Source organism: Streptomyces spiralis (genome assembly GCF_014654675.1).
GTDB classification, from domain to species: domain Bacteria; phylum Actinomycetota; class Actinomycetes; order Streptomycetales; family Streptomycetaceae; genus Streptomyces; species Streptomyces spiralis.
The window spans coordinates 42,684-66,044 of the sequence record NZ_BNBC01000011.1; the positions used below are offsets into that span (position 1 = coordinate 42,684).

The 23,361-nt window shown below is 71.4% G+C and carries 19 protein-coding genes; 5 read left to right on the plus strand and 14 right to left on the minus strand.

Going from position 1 to position 23,361, the window contains the following annotated elements; translation table 11 throughout:
* The first annotated feature begins 31 nt into the window (after positions 1-31).
* The gene (locus tag IE318_RS13895; RefSeq protein ID WP_189900423.1) at positions 32-1,906 is read left to right on the plus strand and encodes an amidohydrolase; all 1,875 of its coding nucleotides are present in this window, start codon (positions 32-34) and stop codon (positions 1,904-1,906) included.
* Positions 1,907-2,267: 361 nt separating this feature from the next.
* Positions 2,268-2,573 (plus strand): WhiB family transcriptional regulator, encoded by a 306-nt coding sequence (locus IE318_RS13900; protein WP_189900190.1) that lies wholly within the window; start codon positions 2,268-2,270, stop codon positions 2,571-2,573.
* A 113-nt stretch (positions 2,574-2,686) separates the two neighbouring features.
* Here IE318_RS13900 and IE318_RS13905 read toward each other — a convergent pair whose 3' ends face one another.
* A complete protein-coding gene (locus IE318_RS13905) occupies positions 2,687-3,409 on the minus strand; it encodes an alpha/beta fold hydrolase (RefSeq protein ID WP_189900192.1) in 723 nt (240 codons plus the stop codon).
* A gap of 34 nt (positions 3,410-3,443) precedes the next feature.
* Positions 3,444-4,418, minus strand: a complete 975-nt coding sequence (locus IE318_RS13910) for an alpha/beta hydrolase (RefSeq protein ID WP_189900194.1) — start codon at positions 4,416-4,418, stop codon at positions 3,444-3,446.
* 319 nt (positions 4,419-4,737) lie between these two features.
* On the opposite strand from IE318_RS13910, the gene IE318_RS13915 reads away from it, so the two are divergent.
* Positions 4,738-5,574, plus strand: coding sequence for an alpha/beta fold hydrolase (locus IE318_RS13915; protein ID WP_189900196.1), 837 nt, complete (start codon positions 4,738-4,740; stop codon positions 5,572-5,574).
* Positions 5,575-5,776: 202 nt separating this feature from the next.
* On the opposite strand, the gene IE318_RS13920 is transcribed toward IE318_RS13915, so the two are convergent.
* The 7 genes from IE318_RS13920 to IE318_RS13950 form a co-directional block, all read right to left on the minus strand.
* A complete protein-coding gene (locus tag IE318_RS13920) occupies positions 5,777-8,038 on the minus strand; it encodes an ATP-binding protein (RefSeq protein WP_229903507.1) in 2,262 nt (753 codons plus the stop codon).
* A gap of 285 nt (positions 8,039-8,323) precedes the next feature.
* Positions 8,324-9,544, minus strand: coding sequence for an MFS transporter (locus IE318_RS13925; protein WP_189900198.1), 1,221 nt, complete (start codon positions 9,542-9,544; stop codon positions 8,324-8,326).
* 256 nt (positions 9,545-9,800) lie between these two features.
* Positions 9,801-10,676, minus strand: coding sequence for an alpha/beta fold hydrolase (locus IE318_RS13930; protein ID WP_189900201.1), 876 nt, complete (start codon positions 10,674-10,676; stop codon positions 9,801-9,803).
* A complete protein-coding gene (locus IE318_RS13935; RefSeq protein ID WP_189900203.1) occupies positions 10,673-11,671 on the minus strand; it encodes an SMP-30/gluconolactonase/LRE family protein in 999 nt (332 codons plus the stop codon). Before IE318_RS13935 ends, IE318_RS13930 begins: the two co-directional genes overlap by 4 nt.
* A gap of 143 nt (positions 11,672-11,814) precedes the next feature.
* The gene (locus IE318_RS13940) at positions 11,815-12,657 is read right to left on the minus strand and encodes a fumarylacetoacetate hydrolase family protein (protein ID WP_189900205.1); all 843 of its coding nucleotides are present in this window, start codon (positions 12,655-12,657) and stop codon (positions 11,815-11,817) included.
* Positions 12,658-12,805: 148 nt separating this feature from the next.
* Positions 12,806-15,772, minus strand: a complete 2,967-nt coding sequence (locus IE318_RS13945) for an FAD-binding and (Fe-S)-binding domain-containing protein (protein WP_189900207.1) — start codon at positions 15,770-15,772, stop codon at positions 12,806-12,808.
* Between the two features lie 204 nt (positions 15,773-15,976).
* Entirely contained in the window at positions 15,977-17,719 is a 1,743-nt protein-coding gene (locus IE318_RS13950; RefSeq protein ID WP_189900209.1) for a pyruvate dehydrogenase, read from the minus strand.
* Between the two features lie 326 nt (positions 17,720-18,045).
* On the opposite strand from IE318_RS13950, the gene IE318_RS13955 reads away from it, so the two are divergent.
* Positions 18,046-18,486, plus strand: a complete 441-nt coding sequence (locus IE318_RS13955) for an SsgA family sporulation/cell division regulator (RefSeq protein ID WP_189900212.1) — start codon at positions 18,046-18,048, stop codon at positions 18,484-18,486.
* Positions 18,487-18,686: 200 nt separating this feature from the next.
* Here the strand turns inward: IE318_RS13955 and IE318_RS13960 are convergent, their stop codons facing one another.
* Together IE318_RS13960 and IE318_RS13965 are read right to left on the minus strand one after the other, a co-directional pair.
* Positions 18,687-19,532 (minus strand): alpha/beta fold hydrolase, encoded by an 846-nt coding sequence (locus IE318_RS13960; protein ID WP_189900214.1) that lies wholly within the window; start codon positions 19,530-19,532, stop codon positions 18,687-18,689.
* A gap of 393 nt (positions 19,533-19,925) precedes the next feature.
* The gene (locus IE318_RS13965) at positions 19,926-20,069 is read right to left on the minus strand and encodes a hypothetical protein (RefSeq protein ID WP_189900216.1); all 144 of its coding nucleotides are present in this window, start codon (positions 20,067-20,069) and stop codon (positions 19,926-19,928) included.
* A 9-nt stretch (positions 20,070-20,078) separates the two neighbouring features.
* Here IE318_RS13965 and IE318_RS44870 point away from each other — a divergent pair, with 9 nt between their 5' ends.
* On the plus strand, positions 20,079-20,279 hold the full coding sequence (locus IE318_RS44870) for a hypothetical protein (protein ID WP_229903508.1): 201 nt from the start codon (positions 20,079-20,081) through the stop codon (positions 20,277-20,279).
* A gap of 90 nt (positions 20,280-20,369) precedes the next feature.
* On the opposite strand, the gene IE318_RS13970 is transcribed toward IE318_RS44870, so the two are convergent.
* From IE318_RS13970 to IE318_RS13980, 3 genes are all read right to left on the minus strand, one after another.
* Entirely contained in the window at positions 20,370-20,996 is a 627-nt protein-coding gene (locus IE318_RS13970) for an FMN reductase (RefSeq protein ID WP_189900218.1), read from the minus strand.
* Between the two features lie 166 nt (positions 20,997-21,162).
* Positions 21,163-22,089: an alpha/beta hydrolase gene (locus tag IE318_RS13975; RefSeq protein ID WP_229903509.1), complete on the minus strand. Its 927-nt coding sequence runs from the start codon at positions 22,087-22,089 to the stop codon at positions 21,163-21,165.
* 221 nt (positions 22,090-22,310) lie between these two features.
* Positions 22,311-23,357, minus strand: coding sequence for an AraC-like ligand-binding domain-containing protein (locus tag IE318_RS13980; RefSeq protein WP_189900220.1), 1,047 nt, complete (start codon positions 23,355-23,357; stop codon positions 22,311-22,313).
* Positions 23,358-23,361 lie beyond the last annotated feature (4 nt).

The window sequence follows — 23,361 nt, forward strand, 5'->3', positions numbered from 1 at the left end:
GCCTTTGGAGTGTGTCCAGGTGCCTCCGACAATGCCGGTCGGCGGGTTGGTTCCCCGCCCCTCCGACAATGCCGCGGACGTCGTTGTCCGCAATGCGAAGATCTACACGGGCGACCCGAGCCGTCCGCACGCGGGAGCGCTCGCCATCCGCGACGGGCGGGTGCTGGTCGTGGGTGACGACGCCGATGTCGCTCCCGTCGTCGGCCCCGCCACCACCGTTGTCGACGCGCTCGGCCGCCGCGTGGTGCCCGGCCTCAACGACGCACATGTGCATGTGATCCGAGGGGGCCTGAACTACGTCCTGGAGCTGCGCTGGGACGGTGTCACCTCGCTGCGCCAGGGCCTGGCCATGCTGCGCGAGCAGGCTGCCCGCACTCCCAAGGGCCAGTGGGTGCGCGTGGTGGGCGGCTGGTCCGCCGAGCAGTTCGCCGAGCGGCGGCTGCCCACCCCCGCCGAGCTGAACGAGGCCGCACCGGACACCCCGGTCTTCGTCCTGCACCTGTACCAGGCGGCGATCCTGAACCGGGCGGCGCTGAAGGCCGTCGGCTACACGCGGGACACCCCCGACCCCAAGGGCGGACAGATCGTGCGGGGCCGGAACGGCGAGCCCAACGGCCTGCTCCTCGCCGCTCCCAGCGCGCTGATCCTCTACTCCACGCTCGCCAAGGCCCCGTTGCTGGGGGAGGAGGAGCAGAAGACCTCCACCCTCCACTTCCTGCGCGAGCTGAACCGGTTCGGGCTGACCTCCGCGATCGACGCCGCCGGAGGCTTCCAGAACTTCCCGGACAACTACCGCGCGGTCACCGAACTGGCCGCCGAGGGCCGGCTGTCCCTGCGGATCGCCTACCATCTGTTCCCGCAGACCGCGGGCCAGGAACTCGACGACCTCGCCCGCTGGATCGAGATGGTCCGCCCCGAGGACGGCGACGAGTGGCTACGGCTCAACGGCGCGGGCGAGAACCTGACCTGGGCCGCCGCCGACTTCGAGAACTTCGCCGAACCCCGCCCGGAACTCGCCGACTATGAAACAGAGTTCGAGAAGGCGGTACGTCTTCTCCTCGAGAACGGGTGGGGCTTCAGGCTGCACGCCACGTACGACGAGACCATCCGGCGCGACCTGGCGGTCTTCGAGAAGCTCGCCGCCGAGGGGCTCTTCCCGGGCGGCAACCGCTGGCTGTTCGACCACGCGGAGACCGCATCCCCGGACAGCCTCGACCGCGTCGCGGCGCTCGGCGGGGCGATGTCCGTGCAGAACCGGATGTCCTTCCAGGGCGAGGCGTTCACCCGGCGCTACGGCCTCGGCGCCGCCGCGGAGGCCCCGCCGGTGCGGGCCATGCTGGACCGCGGGCTGACCGTCGCCGCCGGCACCGACGCCACCCGGGTGTCCAGCTACAACCCCTGGGTCGCCCTGCACTGGCTGATCTCGGGCCGGACCCTGGGCGGCCTGTCCCTGCGACCGCCGCTGAACCGCGTCGACCGAGAGACCGCCCTGGCCATGTACACCCGGGCCGGTGCCGCACTGACCGGTGAGGACGGCGTCAAGGGCATCCTGCGCGCCGGCTACTACGGCGACCTGGCGATCCTCACCCACGACTACTTCACCGTGCCCGAGGAGGACGTCCCGCACATCGAGTCCGTGCTGACCGTGGTCGGCGGCCGGATCGTCCACGCCGAAGGCGAGTACCAGGGCATGACGGACGAACTCCCGTCCGTCACCCCCGAGTGGAGCCCGGTGGCCCACTTCGGCGGCTACCAGGCCCCCGCCACGCCACGCGGCTCCGGTGCCCGGCAGGCCGAGCTCCTCGGGCAGGCCGTCGCCGAGTCGGAACTGCACCGGCAGTGGCGCGTGCGCCGCGGTCTGACCCCGGAGGGCGGCACGGGGCTGTACGACCCCTGCTTCCTGTGACGAAGGGCAGCGCCCGTTGTCCGACGGGCGGATGACGAACACCGTCGAACGAGAATCCGGCCGACGGCGAACTCGCCGGTTTCACCGAGTACGAAACAGGAAAGCGCGTCGTGCCGGTCTGCCCGTCCGTGGCGCAATTACTGCGGCAGGTCCACAGGCCCACAGATACGCATAGTCCTGCTTGACAAAATCCACAGATCCTGACGCCCGACGCCCCCTTTGAACGAACAGTTCGCGGGGGGCGTGGTGGTTGTGCACATTCGATCACGTCGCAGGGTCCGGCTCCTCCGGTGTGATGAACACTCCGACCCGTGCCGGGCGGTCAATCGACCATGAAAAACAAGGGAAGTCGAGGCAATCGATGCGCGCGAAAAAGGGAATCCGCCCCCTTGCCGACCTGTGGGACTGGCAGCGTCAGGCGGCCTGCCGGGGTCTGGACAGCGCCCTTTTCTACTCCGCTCCCGGAGAGGGCCACTCCGGCCGGCGCAGCCGTGAGGAGCGGGCGCGCAGCGTGTGCTGGACCTGCGCCGTACAGGAGAAGTGCGCGAAGTTCGCGCTCACGCTGGGCGAGACGTACGGCGTGTGGGGAGGGATGACCGAGGCTGAACGCAGGCGGTTCACCGGGCGGGTACCGCCGACGCCGACGAGCCGACTCACGGCGACTTGATCCCGCAGGCCGGTTGCCGAATGCCAGAGGCCCCTGTGGTGAACGGACGGCTTTCCCAAGTCGCCTTTCATCACAGGGGCCTCAGCGCTGTGCCGAAGACAGCCCGCGGCCGGTCAGCGGACGGCGCGGACCGCCTCCTCGATCAGGTCGGCGACGCGCCGGGGGTGGGAGAGCATCACCAGGTGCGAGGAGTCGACCTCGACGGTGGTCATGCCGGCCCGCTGGTAGCCGAAGCGCTCCACATCGGGGTTGATGGTGCGGTCGGACGAGGAGACCAGGCCCCAGGAGGGCTTGGTCTTCCAGGCCGCGGCCGGAGCCTTCTCGCCGAAGGCCTGTGCGGCCAGCGGGCGCTGGGAGACGGCGAGGACCGCGGCGAGATCGGGGTCCACGTCCGCGGCGAAGATCGCCGGGAACTTGTCGACCCGGACCGAGACATCCGTGCCGGGCGCGGGGGAGCCCTCGAGCGGGAACGGCGTGTAGACCAGCGCGGAGGCCAGGTCGGAGTCGGGGAAGCCGCCCTGCAGCTCGCCCAGGCTCTCGCCCTCCTCCAAGGCGTAACCGGCCAGGTAGACCAGCGCCTTGACGTTCTCCTCCACTCCCGCGACCGTGATCACGGCACCGCCGTAGGAGTGGCCGACCAGGACGACCGGTCCGGGGATCTGACGGACGACCGACGCGATGTACGCGGAGTCGCCGAGCAGGCTGCGGTTGGGTACCGCGGGGGCCACCACGTCCAGGCCGCGGTCGATCAGCTCCGGTATGACGCGGGCGAAGCTGGACGCGTCCGCGAACGCGCCGTGAATCAGGACGACGGTGGGTCTGTCGGTGTTCGACATGGGTCAATTTCCTCTCTGCGCAAAGGGCCTTGGGTCAGGCGGTGTGGAGCGCGGTACGCAGGGTGTGCACGGCCTGGGTGATCGCCGCCTCGGCGGCGTGGGTCTCCCGTAGGGCGTTGAGCATCACGAAGTCGTGGATGATGCCCTGGTAACGGACGGCGGTCACCGCGACCCCGGCCTGGCGGAGCTTGTTCGCGTACGCCTCGCCCTCGTCGCGCAGGACGTCGGCCTCGCCGGTGATGACCAGCGCCGGCGGGAGCCCGGCGAGCTGCTCCGTGGTCGCCCGCAGCGGGGAGGCGGTGATCCGGGCCCGCTCGGCGGGGTCGGTGGTGTACTGGTCCCAGAACCACTGCATGCCGTCACGGCGCAGGAAGTAGCCCGTGGCGAACTGGTGGTACGACGGCGTGTCGAACGAGGCGTCCGTCACCGGGTAGAACAGCACCTGCTGGACGAGGGGGAGACCGCCGCGCTCCTTGGCCATGAGCGTCAGGGCGGCGGTCATGTTGCCGCCGACCGAGTCGCCCGCGACGGCGATCCGGGCGGCGTCCAGGCCCTTGCTCGCCCCCTCGGTGACGACCCAGCGGGCGACGGTCCAGTTCTGCTCGATGGCGACCGGGTAGCGGTGTTCCGGCGAGAGGTCGTACTCGGGGAACACCACCGCAGCCCTGGTCCCCACCGCCAGCTCGCGCACCAGGCGGTCGTGGGTGTGTGCGTTGCCGAACACCCAGCCGGCGCCGTGGATGTAGATGATGACGGGCAGCGCGCCGGTGGCACCGGCGGGCTTGACGATGCGGGCGCGGACGGAACCGGTGGGGCCGCCCTGGACGGTGATCCACTCCTCGTCGACCGCCGGCTTGGCGATGTCGCCGGACTGCACCTCGTCGACCGCCTTGCGCCCCTCGGCGGGCGGCAGGTCGAACAGGTACGGCGGGTTGGCGGTCGCCGCGGCGAAGTCCGCGGCGGCCGGCTCCAGCACGGGAGTGAACGGAGTGGTGGAGGCGTCGGACATGGCTGTGTCTCCAGGGGAGGTAGGAGCGGGGGCGGACCGGACTTGGCGCGGTGGCCGCCCGGCGTGATCGGAGCCGTGGGCTCGGACAGGACACTACGGGCGAATCGGCGCAGCACTTTGCCGTCGGCGACCTGCTTCTGGACTGCCCGCGCCCGGCTCCGTTCCTCCCCTCCACGAGTCCGGTTCGTCAGGACGGTCGGTGCCGGAGGGCACCCGTGGACAAGTGCCGGTGCGCTCGGGTGACAGCGGCGACGGCCATCCTGCCTAGCGTGGTGAGTTCCGCAACTCTCGGTACTTCCGCACAAGGAGCAGAAACGTCATGCCGTACATCACAGTGGGCCAGGAGAACTCCACCCCCGTGGACCTCTACTACGAGGACCACGGAACCGGGCAGCCGGTCGTCCTCATCCATGGATTCCCGCTCGACGGTCACTCGTGGGAGCGGCAGAGCGCCGCGCTGCTCGAGGCGGGCTACCGCGTGATCACCTACGACCGGCGTGGTTTCGGGCAGTCCAGCCAGCCGACCGCCGGCTACGACTACGACACCTTCGCGGCCGACCTGAACACCGTCCTGGAGACCCTCGACGTGCGCGACGCCGTGCTGGTCGGGTTCTCGATGGGCACCGGTGAGGTCGCCCGGTACGTCTCCCGTTACGGCTCCGCCCGGGTGGCCAAGGTCGCCTTCCTCGCCTCGCTGGAGCCCTACCTGCTCAAGACGGACGACAATCCGGACGGGGCCGCTCCCAAGGAGTTCTTCGACGGCGTCGTCGCGGCCGTCAAGGCGGACCGCTACGCCTTCTACACCAGTTTCTTCGACGGCTTCTACAACCTGGACGAGAACCTCGGCACCAGGATCAGCGAGGAAGCGGTCCGCAACAGCTGGAACGTCGCCGCGAGCGGTGGTTTCTTCGCCGCCGCCGCCGCGCCGTCGACCTGGTACACCGACTTCCGCGCGGACATCCCGGCCATCGACGTGCCGGCCCTGATCGTGCACGGCACGGCCGACCGCACCCTGCCCGTCGAGGCGACCGGGCGGGTGTTCCACAAGGCCCTCCCGTCCGCCGACTACGTGGAGATCGAGGGCGCCCCGCACGGCCTGCTGTGGACCCACGCCGAGGAGGTCAACGAGGCGCTCCTCGCCTTCCTGGCGAAGTGACCTCGTACGGCGACAAAGGGGTCTCGGGCAGCGCCCCGCCCGCCGGCGGCCGGACCGGTGCGACCGCACCGGCCGGCCGTCGGCGCGTGGCCGCTCCTGGCCGCCCTCTCCCCGGCAGCGGCCCTGATCACAGGGGTCCTTCCGGTGCCGCTTGTCGCCGTCGTCACTCTGCGGGGCCGGTCGGCCGAGCGAGGCGGACGGTTCAGTGTGCGTCGAGCTCGGCGAGGTGCTCCCTGGCCGAGGCGACATGCTGAGGACTGGCCGCCGCCCCGAGCGTGACGCACTGGGAGAAGGCCTCCCTGGCTCCGTCACGGTCCCCGGCGCCCAGCAGGGTGCTGCCGAGGCGGACCAAGGCGCGGCTCTCCAGCGCCGGATGGCCACTGGCACGGCAGAGCGCCACGGCGGTCCGCAGGTGGAGGGCGGCCTCGTCCCAGTTCTCGAGGGCGGCGTGGGCCCGGCCCAAGGACGTCTGCAGGTTCGCCCGGTTGAAGGCGGCACTGTGAGGTTCGATGCGGTCTCCGGCCTGCTCCAGGAAGGCGAGGGCCCGGAGGTTCTCCGCGACGGCTTCCTCGTGCCGGCCCGCCAGGAGAAGGGTCTCGGCCGTGCTGCTCATGGCGTGCAGGGTGCCGTGGAGATCGCCGGCTGCCTCGAAGAACCCGGTTGCCTCGTGGTTGTGAAGTGCCGCCGTGGCATGGTCACCGAGCAGGCCGAGGGCCCAGGCGGTGTAGCTGTGGGCCCAGCCCTGCTGTTCGGGGTCATCGGCGCGCTTGGCGGCGGCGAGGGCCCGGGCGGAGCGTTCGAGGCTCTGGCGAGGGCGGCCTTCGCAGATGAGGAGGGCCCAGGCATGGTTGTTGAGGTGGAAGGCTTCGACGCGTGGGTCGCCGAGGGACTCGGCGCACTGGGCTGCGGTACGGCAGACCTCCGGCCAGTGTCCCCAGAAGATCCACTGGTCGGAGAACCAGTGCAGGGCCTCGGCGACCTCCACCACGGTGGCGTGGTCGCCCGTGGCGGCGGCCGCGCGCAGGGCGGCGAGCCAGTTGTCGCCCTCCGCCTGGAGCCATCGGCGAGCGTGCTCGGCGGTGGACAGGTCGACGGTGCCCTGCCAGGTGGGGGGCGGGGCGCCGTAGTCGGGTTCGAACCAGCGTCCGGCCACGACGGCCGTCTCGAGCAGCCAGCGGCGGAGCGCGGAGCGGGCCGCCTCCGCGTCCGGGCCGGGCTCCTGGACCCGCAGCCGCTCCTGCGCGTACAGGCGCAGCAGGTCATGCAAGCGGTAGCGGTCCTTGTCCGTGCCGAGCAGGCCCGTCTCGACGAGTTCCTCGAGGGTGTCCTCGGCGTCGAAGAGGTGCTGGCCGCTGAGCTGGGCGGCGCCCGCGGCGCTGACGTCGGAACCCTCCACCAACGCCAGGAGCCGGAAGAGGCGGGCGGCGACGGGGGTGAGCTGACGGTAGGACAGCTCGAAGGCCGCCGAGACATGCAGGTCCCCTGCGGTCAGGGTCTTCAGACGGCGTTCTTCCAGGGCGAGGCGGTCGGCGAGGCGGCGTACGGACCAGCCGCTGCGGGTGGCAAGCCAGTTGCCCGCCACCCGCAGCGCCAGCGGCAGGTGCGCGCAGCGGTCGGCGACCGCGGCCAGGGAGACCGGGTCGGCCTCCGCGCGCTCCCGCCCCACCAGGGCGGTCAGGAAATCGGCGGCCTCGGCCGGGGACAGCTCGCCGAGGAGGAGACGGTGGACGCTCTCCAGGCCGGTGAGCATCCTCCGGCTGGTGATCAACACCATGGTGGCACCCGTGCTCGGCAGGAGGGGGCGGACCTGAGCCTCGTCGCGGGCGTTGTCCAGCACCAGCAGACAGCGCCGTTCGGCCAACGCCTGCCGGTACAGCTCCGGGTGGCCGTGCGGGCCGGCTTTGGCGAGGTCCCGGTCGGCCACACCCAGCGCCTTCAGGGCGCGGAGCACCAGCTCGGCCGGCCCGGGCGGGTGGTCGTCCGTGCCACGCAGGTCGAGCATCAGCATGTGCCCGTCGGGGAAGTGTTCGGCCAGCTCGCGGGCCACGCGCAGGGCCAGAGTGGTCTTGCCCGTCCCGGGTGGTCCGGACACCGCCACCACGGTCGGCGTTCCGGCGGCCGCCTGCCCGGCCATTGCCGTCAGTTGCGCCAGCTCGGCCTTCCGGCCGACGAAGTCGTCGATGCCCCGGGGGAAGGCGCGCAGGCCGGCCGGGCGTTGGCGGGGGTTGCGGCCGGACCGGGCGGCGGCCAGGAGCCGCTCCCGCTCGGCCTCGCCCAGCCCGAGCCCCACCGCGAGCGCGGCGACCGTGCCCCGTTGGGGAGTCGCCCGCCGTCCCCGCTCCAGGTCCCCGATTCCGCGGACGCTCACCCCCGACGCCTCGGCCAGCATCTCGATGGTCAGCGACGCGTCCAGTCGCAACTGCCGCAACAGAGTTCCGAACTCCGCACCATCCGCGTCGGCCACGTCGCTCCCCCTGTCCCCTCGCTCCATCCGCACCCGAGCCGCTCCGGTAGGACACCGCGCTACCGGTCCCTGCCAGGGCGCCCCGAACCCCCTCTTCCGGCCGAGGGCGGGTGGCGAGCCCGCATGGTATCCGGGGAGGGGAACGGCCGGCATGGGACAGCCGGAGTCTGGACAGGTGCATCGACCGGTGGCGACCGCAGGATCACACCGGCGGCCAGAACGGTCGCTTGCCGGCCGATGGCCGGGCCCTCGGCCGAAGTCCACCGGCGTCCGCAAAGGGGGCGGCTACGCCTTGGGGTGCCGACGCCCGCGGAACATGAGCGCGACGGCGCTCACCGACAGCAGGATCAGTACCGTCGCGTATCCGTCGGCGGTCCTGTGCAGGCCGAACCTGGTGGAGATCACGCCGGCCGCGATCGCCGGCAGGCTGAAGGCCAGATAGCCGACGACGTACAGGCTCGAGAACACTCCGGCGCGTTCCCTGGCCTCGGCCAGCGGGAGGACCGTGCGGAAGGAACCGAGCAGCGCCGCACCCCAGCCGAAGCCGGCGATCGCGTTGCCCAGGAGGTAGGCGGCGGGCACGGCGGCCGAGACACCGACCAAGGTCAGCGTCATTCCGGTGGCCAGCGCCAGCGACCCGACGGCCATCGCGTGCCTCGGCTCCCGTGGGTGGAGGGCGAGCGATCCGACGGCCCCCGTCCCGGTGAGCATTCCGATCACGACACCGGCGATGAGATGGTCGTGGACATGCAGGACGTCGGCGGTCAGTGAGGGCCCGAGGGACAGCGAGAATCCTCCGAGCGCCCAGAGAGCGACCAGGCCGGGCGCGATGGCCACGAAGTGCGGCCGGACCCGGTGGGGCACCGACACCCGCGGGCGCAGCGAGGCGAGCGCGCCCGAGCGGAGGGTTGCGGTCTCGGGCATCAGCGTGACGCAGACGACGGAGGCCAGGAATACCGACCCGAGCAGCACGAAGACCAGAGTGGTCGGCGCCGGGGCGTACTGGACCAGCAACCCCGACCCCAGCGCACCCGAGGCCAGGCCCAGGAGCGAGGAGACGCTGTTGACCAGCGCTCCCATGTTGGGGCGGTGCTTGGGCTGGAGATCGACCAGGCCGGCGCTGATGGCGCCGGTCGCGGCACCGGTGGCCAGACCCTGCAGGGTGCGGGCGAGCAGCAGCGAGCCCACTCCGCCGGCGACGACGAAGATCGCCATGGCGCCCGCCTCCACGAGCAGCGACACGGCCAGGACAGGGCGGCGGCCGATGTGGTCGGAGAGCGCGCCGACCACCGTCAGGGCCAGCAGCAGACCGATGGCGTAGAGCGAGAACACCACCGTGACGGTGGTCGCCGAGAAGCCCCAGTGGGCCTGGTAGACGGGGTACAGCGGGGAGGGGGCGCTCGCGGCGGCGAGAAGAAGCAGTTGGATCGCCCCGAGCAGCCAGAAGGCGGCGACGCGGGGCAGGGAGGGGTGGCCGCGGCCGGGGGCCGGGCGGGGATCGGTCATTGCCGTCGTCTTCTCAAGTCTCGCTGGCGACAGGGGTGTTCAGGACGGTGCGGAAGCCCTGTGGCTACCAGGTGAATTCCCGTGGTGTTGCCGCCCGGTCCCTGTGACGAGGTCGTGCGTGCGTCCGGGCGGGCGGCGGGCGGACGGGCCGGGCGAGTGGCAGAGCGGCCGGGCGACAAGGCTCGGCCGCATCACCCGCTCGGCGTGGGGAGGGGTTGCCGTGGGCGCTGTCGTGCCCACGGGACATGGCTTCGGGTCAGCCCCGCCAGTCCGCGAGGAAGTCGAGGAGTTCGGCGTTGACGACGTCGGGGCGTTCCTCCTGGCAGAGGTGTCCGCACCGGGGGATCGGCACCCCGCGGACGTCGCGCGCCAGTCCCTTCCAGACGTCCAGGACGTCGTAGGCCTGCCCGACGGCGCTGAAGTCCTCGCCCCACATGGTCAGGACCGGGCAGTCGATGAGCCGGTCGGCGTCCTCGCGGTCCTGGGCGACGTCCTGGGGCGCCGCCCGGTAGTCCATGCAGGATCCCCGCACCGCGCCCGGCTGCTGGTAGGCGCGGACGTAGACCGCGGTCTCCTCCGGGGTCAGCATGCCGGGGTCGTACGACCAGCTCCGGTAGAAGTGCGTGAGCCAGGTCTCCTCGCGGCCGGCGATCAGCGCCTCGGGCAGGTCCGGCACGCCGAGGAAGGTGAAGAACCAGTAGCCCTCCCGGGCAAGGGTCACGTCATAGGTGTCGGCGATGACCCGGGTCGGGATGTTGTCCATGGCGACGAACCGGTCGAGCCGGTCGGGGTGGTCCTTGGCGAACCGGGTCCCGACACGCGCCCCGCGGTCGTGGCCGACCAGAGCGACGCGCTCATGACCGAGATGGTCCATCAGCGCGATCACGTCATTGGCCATGGTCCGCTTGTCGTAGCCCGAGGCCGGCTTCTCCGTGTCGCCGTAGCCGCGCAGGTCGGGGGCGATCACGGTGAACCGCCGGGCCAGTACGGGTATCTGCTTGCGCCAGCCGTACCAGGTCTCGGGGAAGCCGTGCAGCAGATAGACCGGCGGCCCTTCTCCGGCACTGACCCAGTGCTGTTTGATCCCGTTGAGTACGGCGGTGTGGTGGGTGATGCCTGCCGGTTCCGTCATGACCGCCCCCGCTGGATCCGCCGACCCTGCTCATGCTGCCGGGCGGAAGGGAGGCGGGCCGCGAGGACGTTGGGGTCCTCGTCGGTGAAGTAGGCACCGTTGGCTATGTAGGCCGTGGTGCCCCGTACGGTGAGGGAGGTCGGGTTCTGCAGACCGTCGGCGGCGGTGAGCACCACGGTGTGGGTGCCGTCCGGCCTCACCAGGTCCACCTCGTTGTTCGCGTTGATCGCGGCGAGCAGAGTGTCGCCGGCGCCGGTGAAGGCGATGTCGTCGATGTTCACGAGGCCGGTGGCCTTGGTCTCGACGGGACCGGCGGTGCCCTCAGGGGTGATCGGGATGCGCAGTACGGTGCCCTGGTCCAGGTTGGACACCCAGGCCGCTCCGTTGTGGATCTTGATGCCGTTGGCGCCCAGGAACCCGGTGGACTCCAGCTCGGGTCCGGTCGCCCACTTGCTGGGCGTGCCACCGGTGACGGGCACCCGCCAGACCGTGCCGAGGACCGAGTCTGCCGCGTACAGCAGTCCGGTGCGGCTGTCGAGGGCCAGGCCGTTGGGAAGGCCGTCGGCCGGGAACGCGGCTGTGCGCTCCGGGGTGCCGCCGGGACGCAGGCGCCACAGGCCGGTCAGATCGCTGCTGCCCGTGGAGTACAGGAAGTAGAGCGTCCCGTCCTGGGCCCGGACGATGCCGCCGAGGAACGGCGAGGTCAGGGCAGGGGTGCTGGCGCCGGCCGGGGGCTCTGGCAGGGTCGCGAGGACACGCACCCGGCCGTCGGGGCTGATGCGGGCGAGCTGACGGCTGTAGGCGAAGGTGACGTCGGCGCTGCCGTCCGGTTCCAGGGTGATGTTCTCGGGGCGCTGCCCGTCGGTCATGTTCAGGTGTGCCACGAAACGCACCGCCGGGGCCGCGGCCGCGGGGCCCGCGACGGTCGCCGTGAGGGCCGCCGCCACGGCGGCGGCCAGCAGGCCGGCCCGTTTGCCATGGATCGTTCTTGTCATTGCTTCTTCCTGTCTCTCTGTTCCGACCGGCCTGTTCCGACTGTCTGTTCCGGCCGGTCCGGTCTGTTCGGCGTGGCCCGCCCGGTCCGGTCTGTCCGGTGCCTGTGCGGGAACGTGGGCTTCCCGGCCGCCGTCCCGCGCGGTCAGCCGACGAACCGCTGGCGCAGCTCGCCGATGCCGGTGATGGCGCTGACCAGTTCGTCGCCGTGCGCCAGCCAGCGCTGCGGCGAGCGGCCGAGGCCGACGCCCGCCGGCGTGCCGGTGAAGATGACGTCTCCCGGCAGCAGCGGGAGCACCTGCGAAAGCCTGGCGATGAGGGCCGGGACGGAGAAGATGAGCTGCCGGGTGCGGCCACGCTGCACCTCCTCACCGTTGATCGCGCAGGTCAGCTCCAGGTCGTCGGGGTCGTCGAACTCGTCTGGAGTGACGAGCCAGGGCCCCATCGGGGCGAAGCCCGGATAGGACTTGCCGAGGCTGAACTGCGGAGCCGGACCGGCCATCTGGATCACGCGCTCGGAGATGTCCTGGCCCACTGTCAGGCCCGCGACGTGGTTCCAGGCGTCGGCCTCGGACACCCGGTGGGCCTCGCGGCCGACGACCACGACCAGCTCCACCTCCCAGTCGGTGTGGCCGCCCTCGGGCAGTGCCACCTCGGTGACCGGGCCGCTGATGCTGGTCGCGTACTTGGTGAAGACCGGCGGCATGCCGTCCGGGACGGTGAATCCCGCCTCGGAGACGTGCTCGCGGTAGTTCAGGCCGACGGCGAGCAGCTGGTGGGGAGATGGCGCGGGTGCGCCGAGATCGGCCGGGTCGAAGGGGACGCCGTCACCGAGATCCGCCCGGCCGGCCCAGGCACGGAACTCCTCCCAGCGGGGGTAGACCTCCTGCGGATCCGAGGAGAACAGACCGTCGCTGGCCTGCTGGACGTCGACCGCCCGGTCGGCGGTGACCACGACCAGCCGGCCGGCGAGATTGGCGATACGCACGATGTGCTCCAGGTGCGATGGGTGGTGGAGGCTCGGGTGAGGGTGGGGCGGGAGTCGGCTGCGGGCCCGGCTGCAGGTCCGGCCGCGGTCGGGGCCGGGGCAGGAACGGCCGCCGTCGACCGCCCGCGCCTGGACACGGCCGCGCCGTTCAGGCCGCGGTATCGGTGGTACCGGGGCGGGGGGTGGTGCCGACGGGCCGGGTGGCGCGTTCGAGTGCCAGCAGCGCGGAGTGGTACGGCCGCCCGGTGACGTGCTCCATACCGATCTCACACGTGCGGTTGGCCGAAAGATGCGCGTCGAACGTGCCCGCGGTGACCTCGGCCGCCTCATGGGCCGTCGCCGCTTCGGTCAGCTCCTTGTGCAGCAGGCCCCGGTCTCCGGCGAAACCGCAGCAATCGGCGTAGACCGGCTCGCTGACGTCCCGCGCGACGAACTCCGCGACGGCGCGAAGCTGCTCGACATCGCCCAGGTGCCGCATCGAACAGGTCGGGTGGATCACCGCGCTCTCGAGCCGCTCGGTCACCTCCAGACCCGGCAGCAGCTCCTCGGCGGCCCAGACGATCGAGTCGACGACGGTGAGAGCCTGGTGCTTGTGGAGGTTCTCCGGCGTCAGATACGGCTTCACCTCCCGCCCGATGCCGAGCGTGCAGGAGGACGCGTCGACGACGAGCGGCAGCCGCCCGCCGTCGGTCCACTCCCAGGCCCGTTCCACGATGCGGTTCGCCATGATTTCGTTGCCGGCGTCGTACCCCTTGGAATGCCAGATGGTCGCGCAGCAGGACCCCGACATGTCCGGCGGGATCCAGACCGGCCGCCCGGCCCGGTGGGAGACCTCGACGACCGCCTCGGGCAGGGACGGTCCTTCGACGCCGTCCGGTCCCGCGAAGATCCGGTTGACGCAGGCGACGTAGTAGACGGCCGCGGCGGTCGTCCGGTCCGTGGGGGGCAGTCGTGGACTCGCGGGGGACGGGACGGAGGGAAGCCACTCGGGTACCAGGTCGGGCGACACGGCCTTGCGCACCGCCGAGGTGACGCCGCCCAGGAACCGGTCGTTCAGATGGTCCGCGACACCGAGGGCTGTTCGCAGCGACGACTCCGCGAGGGAGAACCGCTCGGCGACCCGGGCCGCGTACCGCTCCTCCCGCACCGAATGCCGCTGGTGACGGAAGCGCTTCATCATGGCGCCGGTGTCGATGCCGACCGGGCAGGCCGTCCTGCAGCTCGAGTCGCCCGCACAGGTGTCGACCGCGTCATAGGAGTACGACCCGAGGAGGCTGTCCATGACCGGTGAACCGGAGGGCTGGCGCATCATCTCCCGGCGCAGGACGATCCGCTGACGCGGCGTGGTCGTCAGGTCGCGGCTCGGGCACACGGGCTCGCAGAAACCGCACTCGATGCAGGGATCGGCGACGGCCTCGATGGTCGGGATGCTCTTGAGACCCAGGAGATGGGCCGCGGGGTCGCGGTTGAGCACCACGCCGGGAGCGAGGACCCCTGCCGGGTCGAGAGTCTGCTTCACCCGCCACATCAACTCGGTCGCGCGGGGGCCCCACTCGAGTTCGAGAAACGGGGTCATGTTCCGGCCGGTGGCGTGCTCCGCCTTGAGCGAGCCGTCGAAACGGTGCACCACCATGGCGCAGAACTCGTCCATGAAGGCGGCGTAGCGCCGGACCTCGTCGGGGCGGGCGGCGTCGAAGGCCAGCAGAAAGTGCAGGTTCCCGTGCGCAGCGTGGCCCGCGACCGCGGCGTCGAAACCGTGCCGCTCCTGCAGTTCCGCCAGCGCCTCGCAGGCCTCTGCGAGCCGCGAGGGCGGCACCGCGAAGTCCTCGGTGATGAGCGTCGACCCGGCGGGGCGCGCCTTGCCCACCGCCGTCATGAAGGCCTCACGGGCGTGCCAGTACGTCCGGATCGTGGCCGGGTCCTCGACGAAGTGGTTGGTCACGGACGCGACCGGGACCACCAGCGTGAGCTTCGCCAGCACATCGGCGGCGGCCTGCCGGTGGGCCTCGCGCGCCCGCTCGTCAGGTGCGCGGAACTCCACCAGGAGAGCGGCGGTCTCCCGGGGCAGATCGGCCCAGTCCGCGGGCACCCCGTCGACGCTCGCGCAGGCGCGCAGGGTGTTGCCGTCCATCAGCTCCACCGCGCGCGCCCCGGCGGCGTTGAACAGGGGCACCGCCGCCGCGGCCGCCGGGAGATCGGGGAAGAACAGCAGGGCGGTGTGGGTCATACGGTCCAGGGAGACCGTCCGGAACACGGTTTCCGCGACGAATCCCAGGGTGCCCTGGGACGCAACCATCAGGCCGCGCAGGATCTCCACCGCCGTCGAGCCGTCCAGGAATGCGTCGAGACGGTAGCCGCTGGTGTTCTTCAGTTCGTACTTCGCCCGGATCCGGGCGACCAGTGCGCTGTCGGCCTCGATCTCGGCCTTCAGCGCCAACAGCCGTCTGCACAACTCGGGTTCGGCCCTGTGGAGTGCCTCGTCGGCGCCCGGGGCCGCGGTGTCCACGACCGTGCCCGACGGAAGGACGAGCGTGAGGGAGGAGAGCAGACGGTAGGAGTTACGGGTGACTCCGGCCGTCATGCCCGAGGCGTTGTTGGCGACCACCCCGCCCACGGTGCAGGCGCTGGAGCTCGCCGGATCGGGCCCCATGAGCCGGCCGTGCCGCGACAGCACGATGTTGGCGCGTCCCACGGTCGTTCCGGGCCTGATACGTGTGTGTGTACCGTCGCCGAGCACTTCGACGCCGGTCCAGTGACGGCGCACGTCGACCAGGATGTCCCTGCCCTGGGCCTGGCCGTTCAGCGAGGTGCCGGCCGCCCGGAAGACGATCTCGCGCCGGTGCTCATGGGCGTACCGCAGTACCGCCGCCACGTCCTCGACGCTCTCGGCGATCACGACCACCTGGGGCACGAAGCGGTAGGGGCTGGCGTCGGAGGCGTACTTCACCAGGTCGGAGACGGTGTGCAGCACCTTGTGCGGACCCAGCAGCCGGACCAGGTCCTCCCTCAGGGCTTTCGGCGTACCGGTGGCCCGGTCGTCGGCCACCCGGTCGGCGGCCGGGCCACCGGTGGTGAGCGGTCGCAGTTTTCCCGGTTCCGGCTCGAGGAAGGCCATAGAAATCTCCACATCGCGGTCTTCGGACACGCGGCCGACGGCACGCTCAACGCGCGCTGTTCTGCGCCGACTCGGCTGATTCCGCTGAATCAGCCGATTCACCGGACAAGCTAGGGCGCAAGCCGCACCGCCGGTTGATCACGAGCGCACCGCCTCTTGCCTCCCTGCGTTGGCGGCCTTGATGCCGGCGTCCTCCCACCGGCATCAAGGCCGTGGAACGTTGCGCAGGTTGGTCCGGGCGAGGTGCAGCATGCGGCCGACTCCGCCGGTGAGCACGGTGCGGCTCGCCGACAGCGCGAAGCCGGTGACCTGCCGTGAAGTGATCTTCGGCGGGATGGCGAGAGCGTGGGGGTCGGTGACGACGTCGACCAGCGCGGGGCCGTCGTGTGCGAACGCCTCACGCAGTGCCTCACGCACCTTCGACGGTTCCTCGACCCGGACGCCGTACGCACCCGAGGCCCTGGCGATGGCCGCGTAGTCCGTGTGCGGATACGACGTGGCGTGCGGCGGCAGGCCGTCGACCATCATCTCCAGGTCGACCATGCCGAGCGACGAGTTGTTGAAGACGACCACCTTCACCGGCAGGCCGTACTGGACGAGCGTGAGGAAGTCGCCCATCAGCATCGAGAACCCGCCGTCGCCGGACAGGGACACCACCTGCCGGCGGCGGTCGAGGAACTGCGCGCCGATGGCCTGGGGCAGCGCGTTCGCCATGGAACCGTGCACAAAGGAACCGAGGATGCGACGACGCCCGTTGGGGGTGAGATAACGGGCTGCCCACACACAGCACATGCCCGTGTCCACGGTGAACACCGCGTCGTCCGCGGCAACTTCGTCGAGGACCGAGGCCAGGTACTCCGGGTGGACGGGAATGTGCCTGTCCACGTCACGGGTGTACGCGCCGACTGCCCCTTCGAGCGCGTGGACATGGCGGTGCAGCATCCGGTCGAGGAAACGGCGCGAGGTCTTCTCACGCACCGCCGGTGTCAGCGACTTGAGCGTCTGTCCCACGTCTCCCCAGACCGCCAGCTCCAACTGGGTCCGTCTGCCCAGCCGTTCGGGCTGGATGTCGACCTGGACGGTCCTGACGTGGCGGGGCAGGAAGTCCGTGTACGGGAAGTCCGTGCCGAGGAGCAGCAGCAGGTCGCACTCGTGCATCGCCTCGTACGCGGCGCCGTAGCCGAGCAGACCGGACATGCCGACGTCATACGGGTTGTCGTACTGGATGTGCTCCTTGCCGCGGAGCGCGTGGCCGACCGGGGCCTTGACCTTCTCGGCGAAGGCCATGACCTCCTGGTGGGCGCCTTCGACGCCCCGACCGCAGAAGACCGTCACCTTGTCGGCGGCGTCGACGAGTTGGACCAGCCGGTTCAGTTCCTGGTCGCCGGGGCGGACGGCGGGCCGGTCCAGAGGTACCGCGAGTTCGGCGCCGCCGTCAGGGGCGTCCTCGGAGGCGACGTCGCCGGAAAGAGCCACCACCGACACACCTCGCCGGCCGACCGCGTGCTGGATCGCCGTCTGCGTCACCCGGGGCATCTGCCGGGGCGAGGAGATCAGCTCCGAGTAGTGGCTGCACTCCTGGAACAGCCGGTCCGGATGAGTCTCCTGGAAGTATCCGGTGCCGATCTCGCCGCTGGGTATCTGCGCGGCCAGGGCGAGCACGGGCGCCATCGAACGGTGAGCGTCGTACAAGCCGTTGATCAGGTGCAGGTTGCCGGGTCCGCACGAGCCCGCGCAGGCGGCCAGCCGGCCGGTGAGCTGCGCCTCGGCGCCCGCGGCGAAGGCCGCTACCTCCTCGTGCCGCACCTGCACCCACTCCAGGTCGTCGTGCCGTCGGACGGCGTCGACCACCGGGTTGAGGCTGTCGCCGACCACGCCGTACATCCGCCGCACACCGGCGCGGGCAAGGAGGTCGACGTACTGCTCGGCAACTGTCTGCTTGGCCATGGTGCTCCTTGGGGGAAGGACTGATGGTGGGGCGGCGGATTCCTCCGCGGCCGGCAGGCGAATGGAACGTAACCGCGGTGACGCGTGATGTGCGGCGGTGGAACATGGCGGTGCGCTGCGAGGACACAACCCGCGCACTCTGCGCGCATGCCGGCCGGGTCCGGCCCGCGGCGACGGCATTCCGGGGGTGGCCGCGTCGGCGTCCGTGCCCGTGCCCGTGCTTTGGCGGGCAATGCCTCGTACGTTTCCCGGCAAGCTTTGTTCACCAGCGGTTTTAGCGTCGGGCACACAGACGCTCCCCAACGATTCGCTGAACGGGGCAAGACATGACCCATCCGTTTCCCAGTGCCGCCCCGACCTCGGTCACCCATGAGGTGGTCGCGCACCTCGTCGTCGCGGGCGAACCACCGGTGTCACTGCCCGCCGAGCTGCGCTACGACAGAACGGACCCCTACGCCGTATGCCTCGCCATCGGCACGGCGTCGACCGGCACGGTCGAGTGGGTCTTCGCGCGCGGTCTCCTGTCGGAGGGAACGCGCCGGCCCACAGGTGTCGGAGACGTCCTGGTGATACCCCTGCAGAGCCACCGTCGGCACGCGGTGCGGATCGTCGTCAGGTCGTCGGCGGGGACCGCCGTCCTCGACATCGCCGCTTCGGCGGTCACCGCGTTCCTCGAGCGGGCCCGCGCGGTCGTGCCGCCGGGCGCGGAGGGGCGGTACCTCGACATCGACCGTGCCGTGGAGCAACTCCTGGCGGGGGGTGCTTGACGGAGGCGAGTGACGCGCCGCCGGCACAGCGACGAGGCTCCCGTGGTGGACCGACGACGCGGCACGGCGACGAGGCTCCCGTGGTGGACCGACGACGTGGTACGTCGCCGTCCACCACGGGAGCCTCATTGGTGTCGCGCTGTTGTCAGGACGCGGTTCCGCACGGAGGATCACATCTCGAGGGCGCGCCGCCCGATGGGTCAGCCGACGGTGCGCAGAGCACGCAGGATCAGGTCGGTGACAGGCTTCGGGTCGCTGACGGCGACCGCGTGGGGCGCGTCGACGGTCACGGTGCGGGCGCCGGCGCGGGCGGCCATCCACCGCTCTGCGGCCGGCGGGATGTTGCGGTCCTGCCCGGCCACGAGGTACCAGCTGGGGATCTTCTTCCACGCGGCCGCGGTGGCCTTCTCCTGGAGCGCGCCCAGGGTGACCGGGCGCTGGCCCGCGGCCATCACCTGGGCGGTGGCGACAGGGACGCCCGCCGCGAACTGGTCGCGGAACAGGTCCCTCCTGATGACCAGTTCCTGACCCTCACCGCCGTCCGGCAGCGGGTAGAGCTGGATTGACGTGGCCTGCCCGAGGGTGCTGCCGGGATACCTGTCCGTCAGCTCCAGCGCGCTCTCGCCGATCTCGGGGACGAAGGCGGCTATGTAGACCAGTGCCTTGACCTGGGGGGCGTCCGCGGCGGCCTGGCTGATGACCGCTCCGCCGTAGGAGTGGCCGACGAGCACGACCGGGCCCGGAACGCTGTCCAGGACGCTGCGGATGTAGCCGGCGTCGCTCGCCAGTCCGCGCAACGGCAGCGCCGGCGCCAGGACGCGGTGGCCCTGCCGCAGGAGACGGGCGGTGACGGCGTTCCAGCTGGAGGCGTCGGCGAACGCTCCATGGATCAGGACGACGGTGGGACCGACAGCCCGCCGGTCCGCGTCGTCCGGCCGGCCGACGGCCCGCCCGGGGACGGCGGACGCGACACCGGGGACTGCCAGGGCGGTGGCACCGGCGAGCAGGGAAACGGCGACGGTACGCCGGGAGATCGATGAATCCACGATTCACTTCCTGAGGATGCGGTCGGACGGACCGCCCCCTCGGGGGCGGCCGATGTGGTGTGGTCCGCCGACCTCGGCCCGTCTGCATACGTGTCGGCGGAAGCCGGTGCAGAGGGCTTCGCGGGCCGGACCTGCGTGGCGGCGGCATCCAACGGAACGGAATGGAGCCGCGGCCACGGACAGGACGCTAGAAGCGATCCACATGGCCGCGTTGTCCTTCGGTGCCCTGCGTCTGACCTGTGCGTGCCGCCGACTCGGCGGCCAGGGCCCGCGGACGCCGTCGCGCCACGACCCGTGCTGCGCAGGCAGATGCGCGCCGGGACGGTGGGGGCCGGGGGCCATCCGCTTCCGGTGGTACTGCGGCGGCAGAGGCGGGTGCCGCCGTGGCGGAGCTCAGCCGGCGTCGGGGGTGGTGTCGAGATCGGCGTCGGGGTTGGCGCCGAGGGCGAGGCACTGGGTGAAGGCGTCCCGGGCCTCGTCCTGGAACCCGGCGGCCGGTAGGGCCCTCGCCGAGGTGGAACAGGGCGCGGCGTCCAATCCGTGCGGATGACAAGCCAGTTGCCCGCCACTCGCAGCGTCGGCGGCAGGCGGGCACAGCGCTCTGCCACCTCGATGGTCAGCGACGCGTCCAGCCGCGACCGCGGCAGCAGCGGCCGGAACGTCGCGCGACCCGCCTCGGTCACCGTGCTCTGCTCGGTCCCTTCCCTCGGCCTGCATCTGAACCGCTTCGACCGTCGTGCCGGGTGAGACGTTCACGGGTGACCAGGATTCTGTGGCGGTCGGCCGGGGCCGCCACCGACGCGGAAGCCCGCGGGACGGTTCCTGCCGCCACTGCCTCTACTGCGAGATCCGAAGCTTCGCCAACTGTTCCTCGAATGGGACGACGGCGTCGCCGGACCCGGCGCCGTCCGGCTGCTGGAGCACGAGCGCGGCCAGTTCCCGGCCGGCACGCGTGACACGTACGTTCAGGCTGTCCGACTGGGTGTCGCCCGCGCCCCAGTCCTCCGAGGCCGCGAAGACCGCGGTGCGGACCACGTGTGAGCACAGATAGGCGAAGAGCGGGCGCAGCGCGTGCTCCAGGGCCAGGGAGTGCCGGGCCGTGCCGCCGGTGGCCCCGATCAGCACCGGCTTGGCGACCAGCTCGGTGTTGTCGATGACGTCGAAGAAGGACTTGAACAGCCCGCTGTACGAGGCGCTGAAGACCGGTGTCACGGCGATGACGCCGTCAGCGCCGGTCACGGCTTCCACCGCCGAGCGCAGCGCGGGGCCCGGGAATCCGGTCACCAGGTTGTGCGCGATGTCGACGGCCAGCTCGCGCAGCTCGACGACCCGCACGTCGACGGGGCGCGGCGACCGCTCCTCGAGCAAGTGCCGGGTCGCCTCGACAAGCCGGTCGGCCAGCAGGCGTGTCGACGAGGGCTGGCTGAGGCCGGCCGAAACAGCCACGATCTTGAAGGGTTCCACGGTGCTCTTCCTCGTCTCCGGGCGGCGTGTTCTGCGGCTGCTGCCGGTCCGTCCGTCCCGCTGCCGCACCCCGAAGCCAACCCGCCACGGCCGGCGCCGTCTGCCCGCTCGTGCACGGGTGATGTGCTGTGGGCGCACCTGCGCGCACCGTCCCGGCGCGCAGGAGTCAGCCGCGGTGCCGGTGCAGGGCGACGTGCACGGTGTCGAGTGCCTGGACGAGTGCGGCGCGGGCCGCGTCCGTGTCGCGCAGCGGATCGAGCACCATGAAGCCGTGGATCGTCCCGTGGTAGCGCATGGAGACCACGGCCACACCGGCCGCCCGGAGCTTGGCCGCGTAGGCCTCGCCCTCGTCGCGCACCACGTCGGCCTCGCTGGTGAGCACAAGTGCCGGGGGCAGTCCGGTGAGCTGTTCCACGGAGGCCTGCAGCGGGGACGCGGTGGCCTCGTTCCGCCTGCGGACGTCGGGGAGGTACTGGTCCCAGAACCAGCGCATGGTCTCACGGCCGAGGAAGTAGCCCTTGGCGAACTGCAGGTACGAGGGTGTGTCGAAGTCGGCGTCGGTGACCGGGCAGAGCAGCACCTGCTGCACCAGCCGCACCCCTCCGCGTTCCTTGGCGAGCAGGGTCAGCGCCGCCACCAGGTTGCCGCCCGCCGAGTCGCCCACGGCGGCCATCCGGCTGCCGTCCAGGCCGATCTCGGCGCCTCGCTCGGAGATCCACTTCGCGACCGCGTAGCACTGCTCGACGGCGACCGGGTACTGCGCCTCCGGAGCTCGCTCGTAGTCGACGAAGACCACGGCCGCGTCCGTACCGAGGGCGAACGCCTTGACCAGACGCTCGTGGGTGTCGGCGTCGCCCAGGACCCACCCCAGCCCGTGCAGGAACAGCACGACGGGGATGACGCCCACGCTGTCGATGGGCCGGACCACCTTCACCCGTACCTCGCCGGTCGGTCCGCACGGCAGGGTGAACCACTCCGTGGAGGTGGCCTCCTCGTCGAGGGGGTCGTCGTCGCCCTGGAGGCGGGCCAGCGTCAGCCGGGCCTGTACCGGGTCCTCGTTGTACGCCGACGGTGGGCAGGGGTGTCTGTCCACGAACGCTCGGGTCGGACGGTCCAGGACCGGTTGCCGAACAGACGAAGAGGCGAACTCGGTCACACGGTCTCCTGCGGAGAGGGTCGAGGGAATCTGGAGTAAGAGGGCTGGCCGGTGCACCGGGTGCCGGGCGGAGCGGGCAGCCGCGATGGGTGCGGCTGCGGAACCGGGGCACTGCCGCCGCGGGCACAGGGCGGCCCGCACGGCCTCGAGCGGGCACCTTACCTTCCGGAAGGTGTGAGGTCAGCCCCCGGACGGCCGGCCACGGTGGACGACAGCGCCGATGTGAGCGTGGGGGACGGCCCGCTGTCGTCCGGGGCGGTGCGCAGGTTGCGCCACTCACGGGGGGAGACCCCGTAGGCGGCACGGAAGGCCCTGCTGAAGTGGGCGGGGTTGACGAAGCCCCACCGCTGGGCCACGGCGGAGACGGTGGGGACCGTCCTGCCACGGCGGGCCAGTTCGCGGCCGCACTCCTCGAGGCGCCGTTGCTGGATGAGCCGGCTGACGGTGATCCCCTCGCCTTCGAACAGCCGGTGGAGATACCGGACGGATATCCGGTGGGTCCGGGCGATGCTCTCCGGCGACAGGTCGGGGTCGCCCAGGTTGCGGTTGATGTGGTCACGGACGCGCAGCAGCAGGTGGCTGCGGGCGGTGTCGGAGTCCGTGCCGTCCGGGTGGGCCCGCTCGGCGATCAGGGTCGCGAACAGGTCGACGACATTGCCGGCCAGCCGGTCCGCCACCGCCGGCGGGTAGCCGTTCGCCGAGGAGGCCAGCGTGGCCAGGAACGGGAGCAGCATCGCTCCGAGGCCGCCCCCCGTGCTGATGGCACTGCCCGTGACCTGCCGGATGTCGCTGTCCGCGACGCCCAGCGTACGGCGGGGCAGTTGGAAGACATGCGTGGCGAACCGTTGCGGATAGTCGAAGGAGTACGGCCGGGTGGTGTCGTACACCACGAGATCTCCCTCGCCCACCTCGGCCCGCCGGCCGTCCTGGATGAAGGTGGCCGTGCCCGAGACCTGGACCCCGACCGCCACCAGCGCCTCGGACGACCGGGCGATCAGCGCCGGGGTGCGGCTGACCCGCTCCGCGTCGGCCTCCATGGTGGAGACCTGGAGGTAGCCGAGGCGGTCGGTGGCGATCCGGCCGTCGAACGGGCCGTCGCCGCGCGGGGCGACCGTCATCGGCACCAGCGTCCTGCTCACCGCGTCGTTCCAGTACGTGACCTTGTCCCGGTCTGGCACGGAAGCTGTCGTCAACACCACACTCACTTTG

What these genes read in the sequence shown, in the direction of transcription:
- IE318_RS13895 (WP_189900423.1), top strand. Translation starts at nt 32, where the DNA reads ATGCCGGTCGGCGGGTTGGTTCCCCGCCCCTCCGACAATGCCGCGGAC.
- IE318_RS13900 (WP_189900190.1), top strand. Translation starts at nt 2,268, where the DNA reads ATGCGCGCGAAAAAGGGAATCCGCCCCCTTGCCGACCTGTGGGACTGG.
- IE318_RS13905 (WP_189900192.1), bottom strand. Translation starts at nt 3,409, where the DNA reads ATGTCGAACACCGACAGACCCACCGTCGTCCTGATTCACGGCGCGTTC.
- IE318_RS13910 (WP_189900194.1), bottom strand. Translation starts at nt 4,418, where the DNA reads ATGTCCGACGCCTCCACCACTCCGTTCACTCCCGTGCTGGAGCCGGCC.
- IE318_RS13915 (WP_189900196.1), top strand. Translation starts at nt 4,738, where the DNA reads ATGCCGTACATCACAGTGGGCCAGGAGAACTCCACCCCCGTGGACCTC.
- IE318_RS13925 (WP_189900198.1), bottom strand. Translation starts at nt 9,544, where the DNA reads ATGACCGATCCCCGCCCGGCCCCCGGCCGCGGCCACCCCTCCCTGCCC.
- IE318_RS13930 (WP_189900201.1), bottom strand. Translation starts at nt 10,676, where the DNA reads ATGACGGAACCGGCAGGCATCACCCACCACACCGCCGTACTCAACGGG.
- IE318_RS13935 (WP_189900203.1), bottom strand. Translation starts at nt 11,671, where the DNA reads ATGACAAGAACGATCCATGGCAAACGGGCCGGCCTGCTGGCCGCCGCC.
- IE318_RS13945 (WP_189900207.1), bottom strand. Translation starts at nt 15,772, where the DNA reads ATGGCCTTCCTCGAGCCGGAACCGGGAAAACTGCGACCGCTCACCACC.
- IE318_RS13950 (WP_189900209.1), bottom strand. Translation starts at nt 17,719, where the DNA reads ATGGCCAAGCAGACAGTTGCCGAGCAGTACGTCGACCTCCTTGCCCGC.
- IE318_RS13955 (WP_189900212.1), top strand. Translation starts at nt 18,046, where the DNA reads ATGACCCATCCGTTTCCCAGTGCCGCCCCGACCTCGGTCACCCATGAG.
- IE318_RS44870 (WP_229903508.1), top strand. Translation starts at nt 20,079, where the DNA reads ATGACAAGCCAGTTGCCCGCCACTCGCAGCGTCGGCGGCAGGCGGGCA.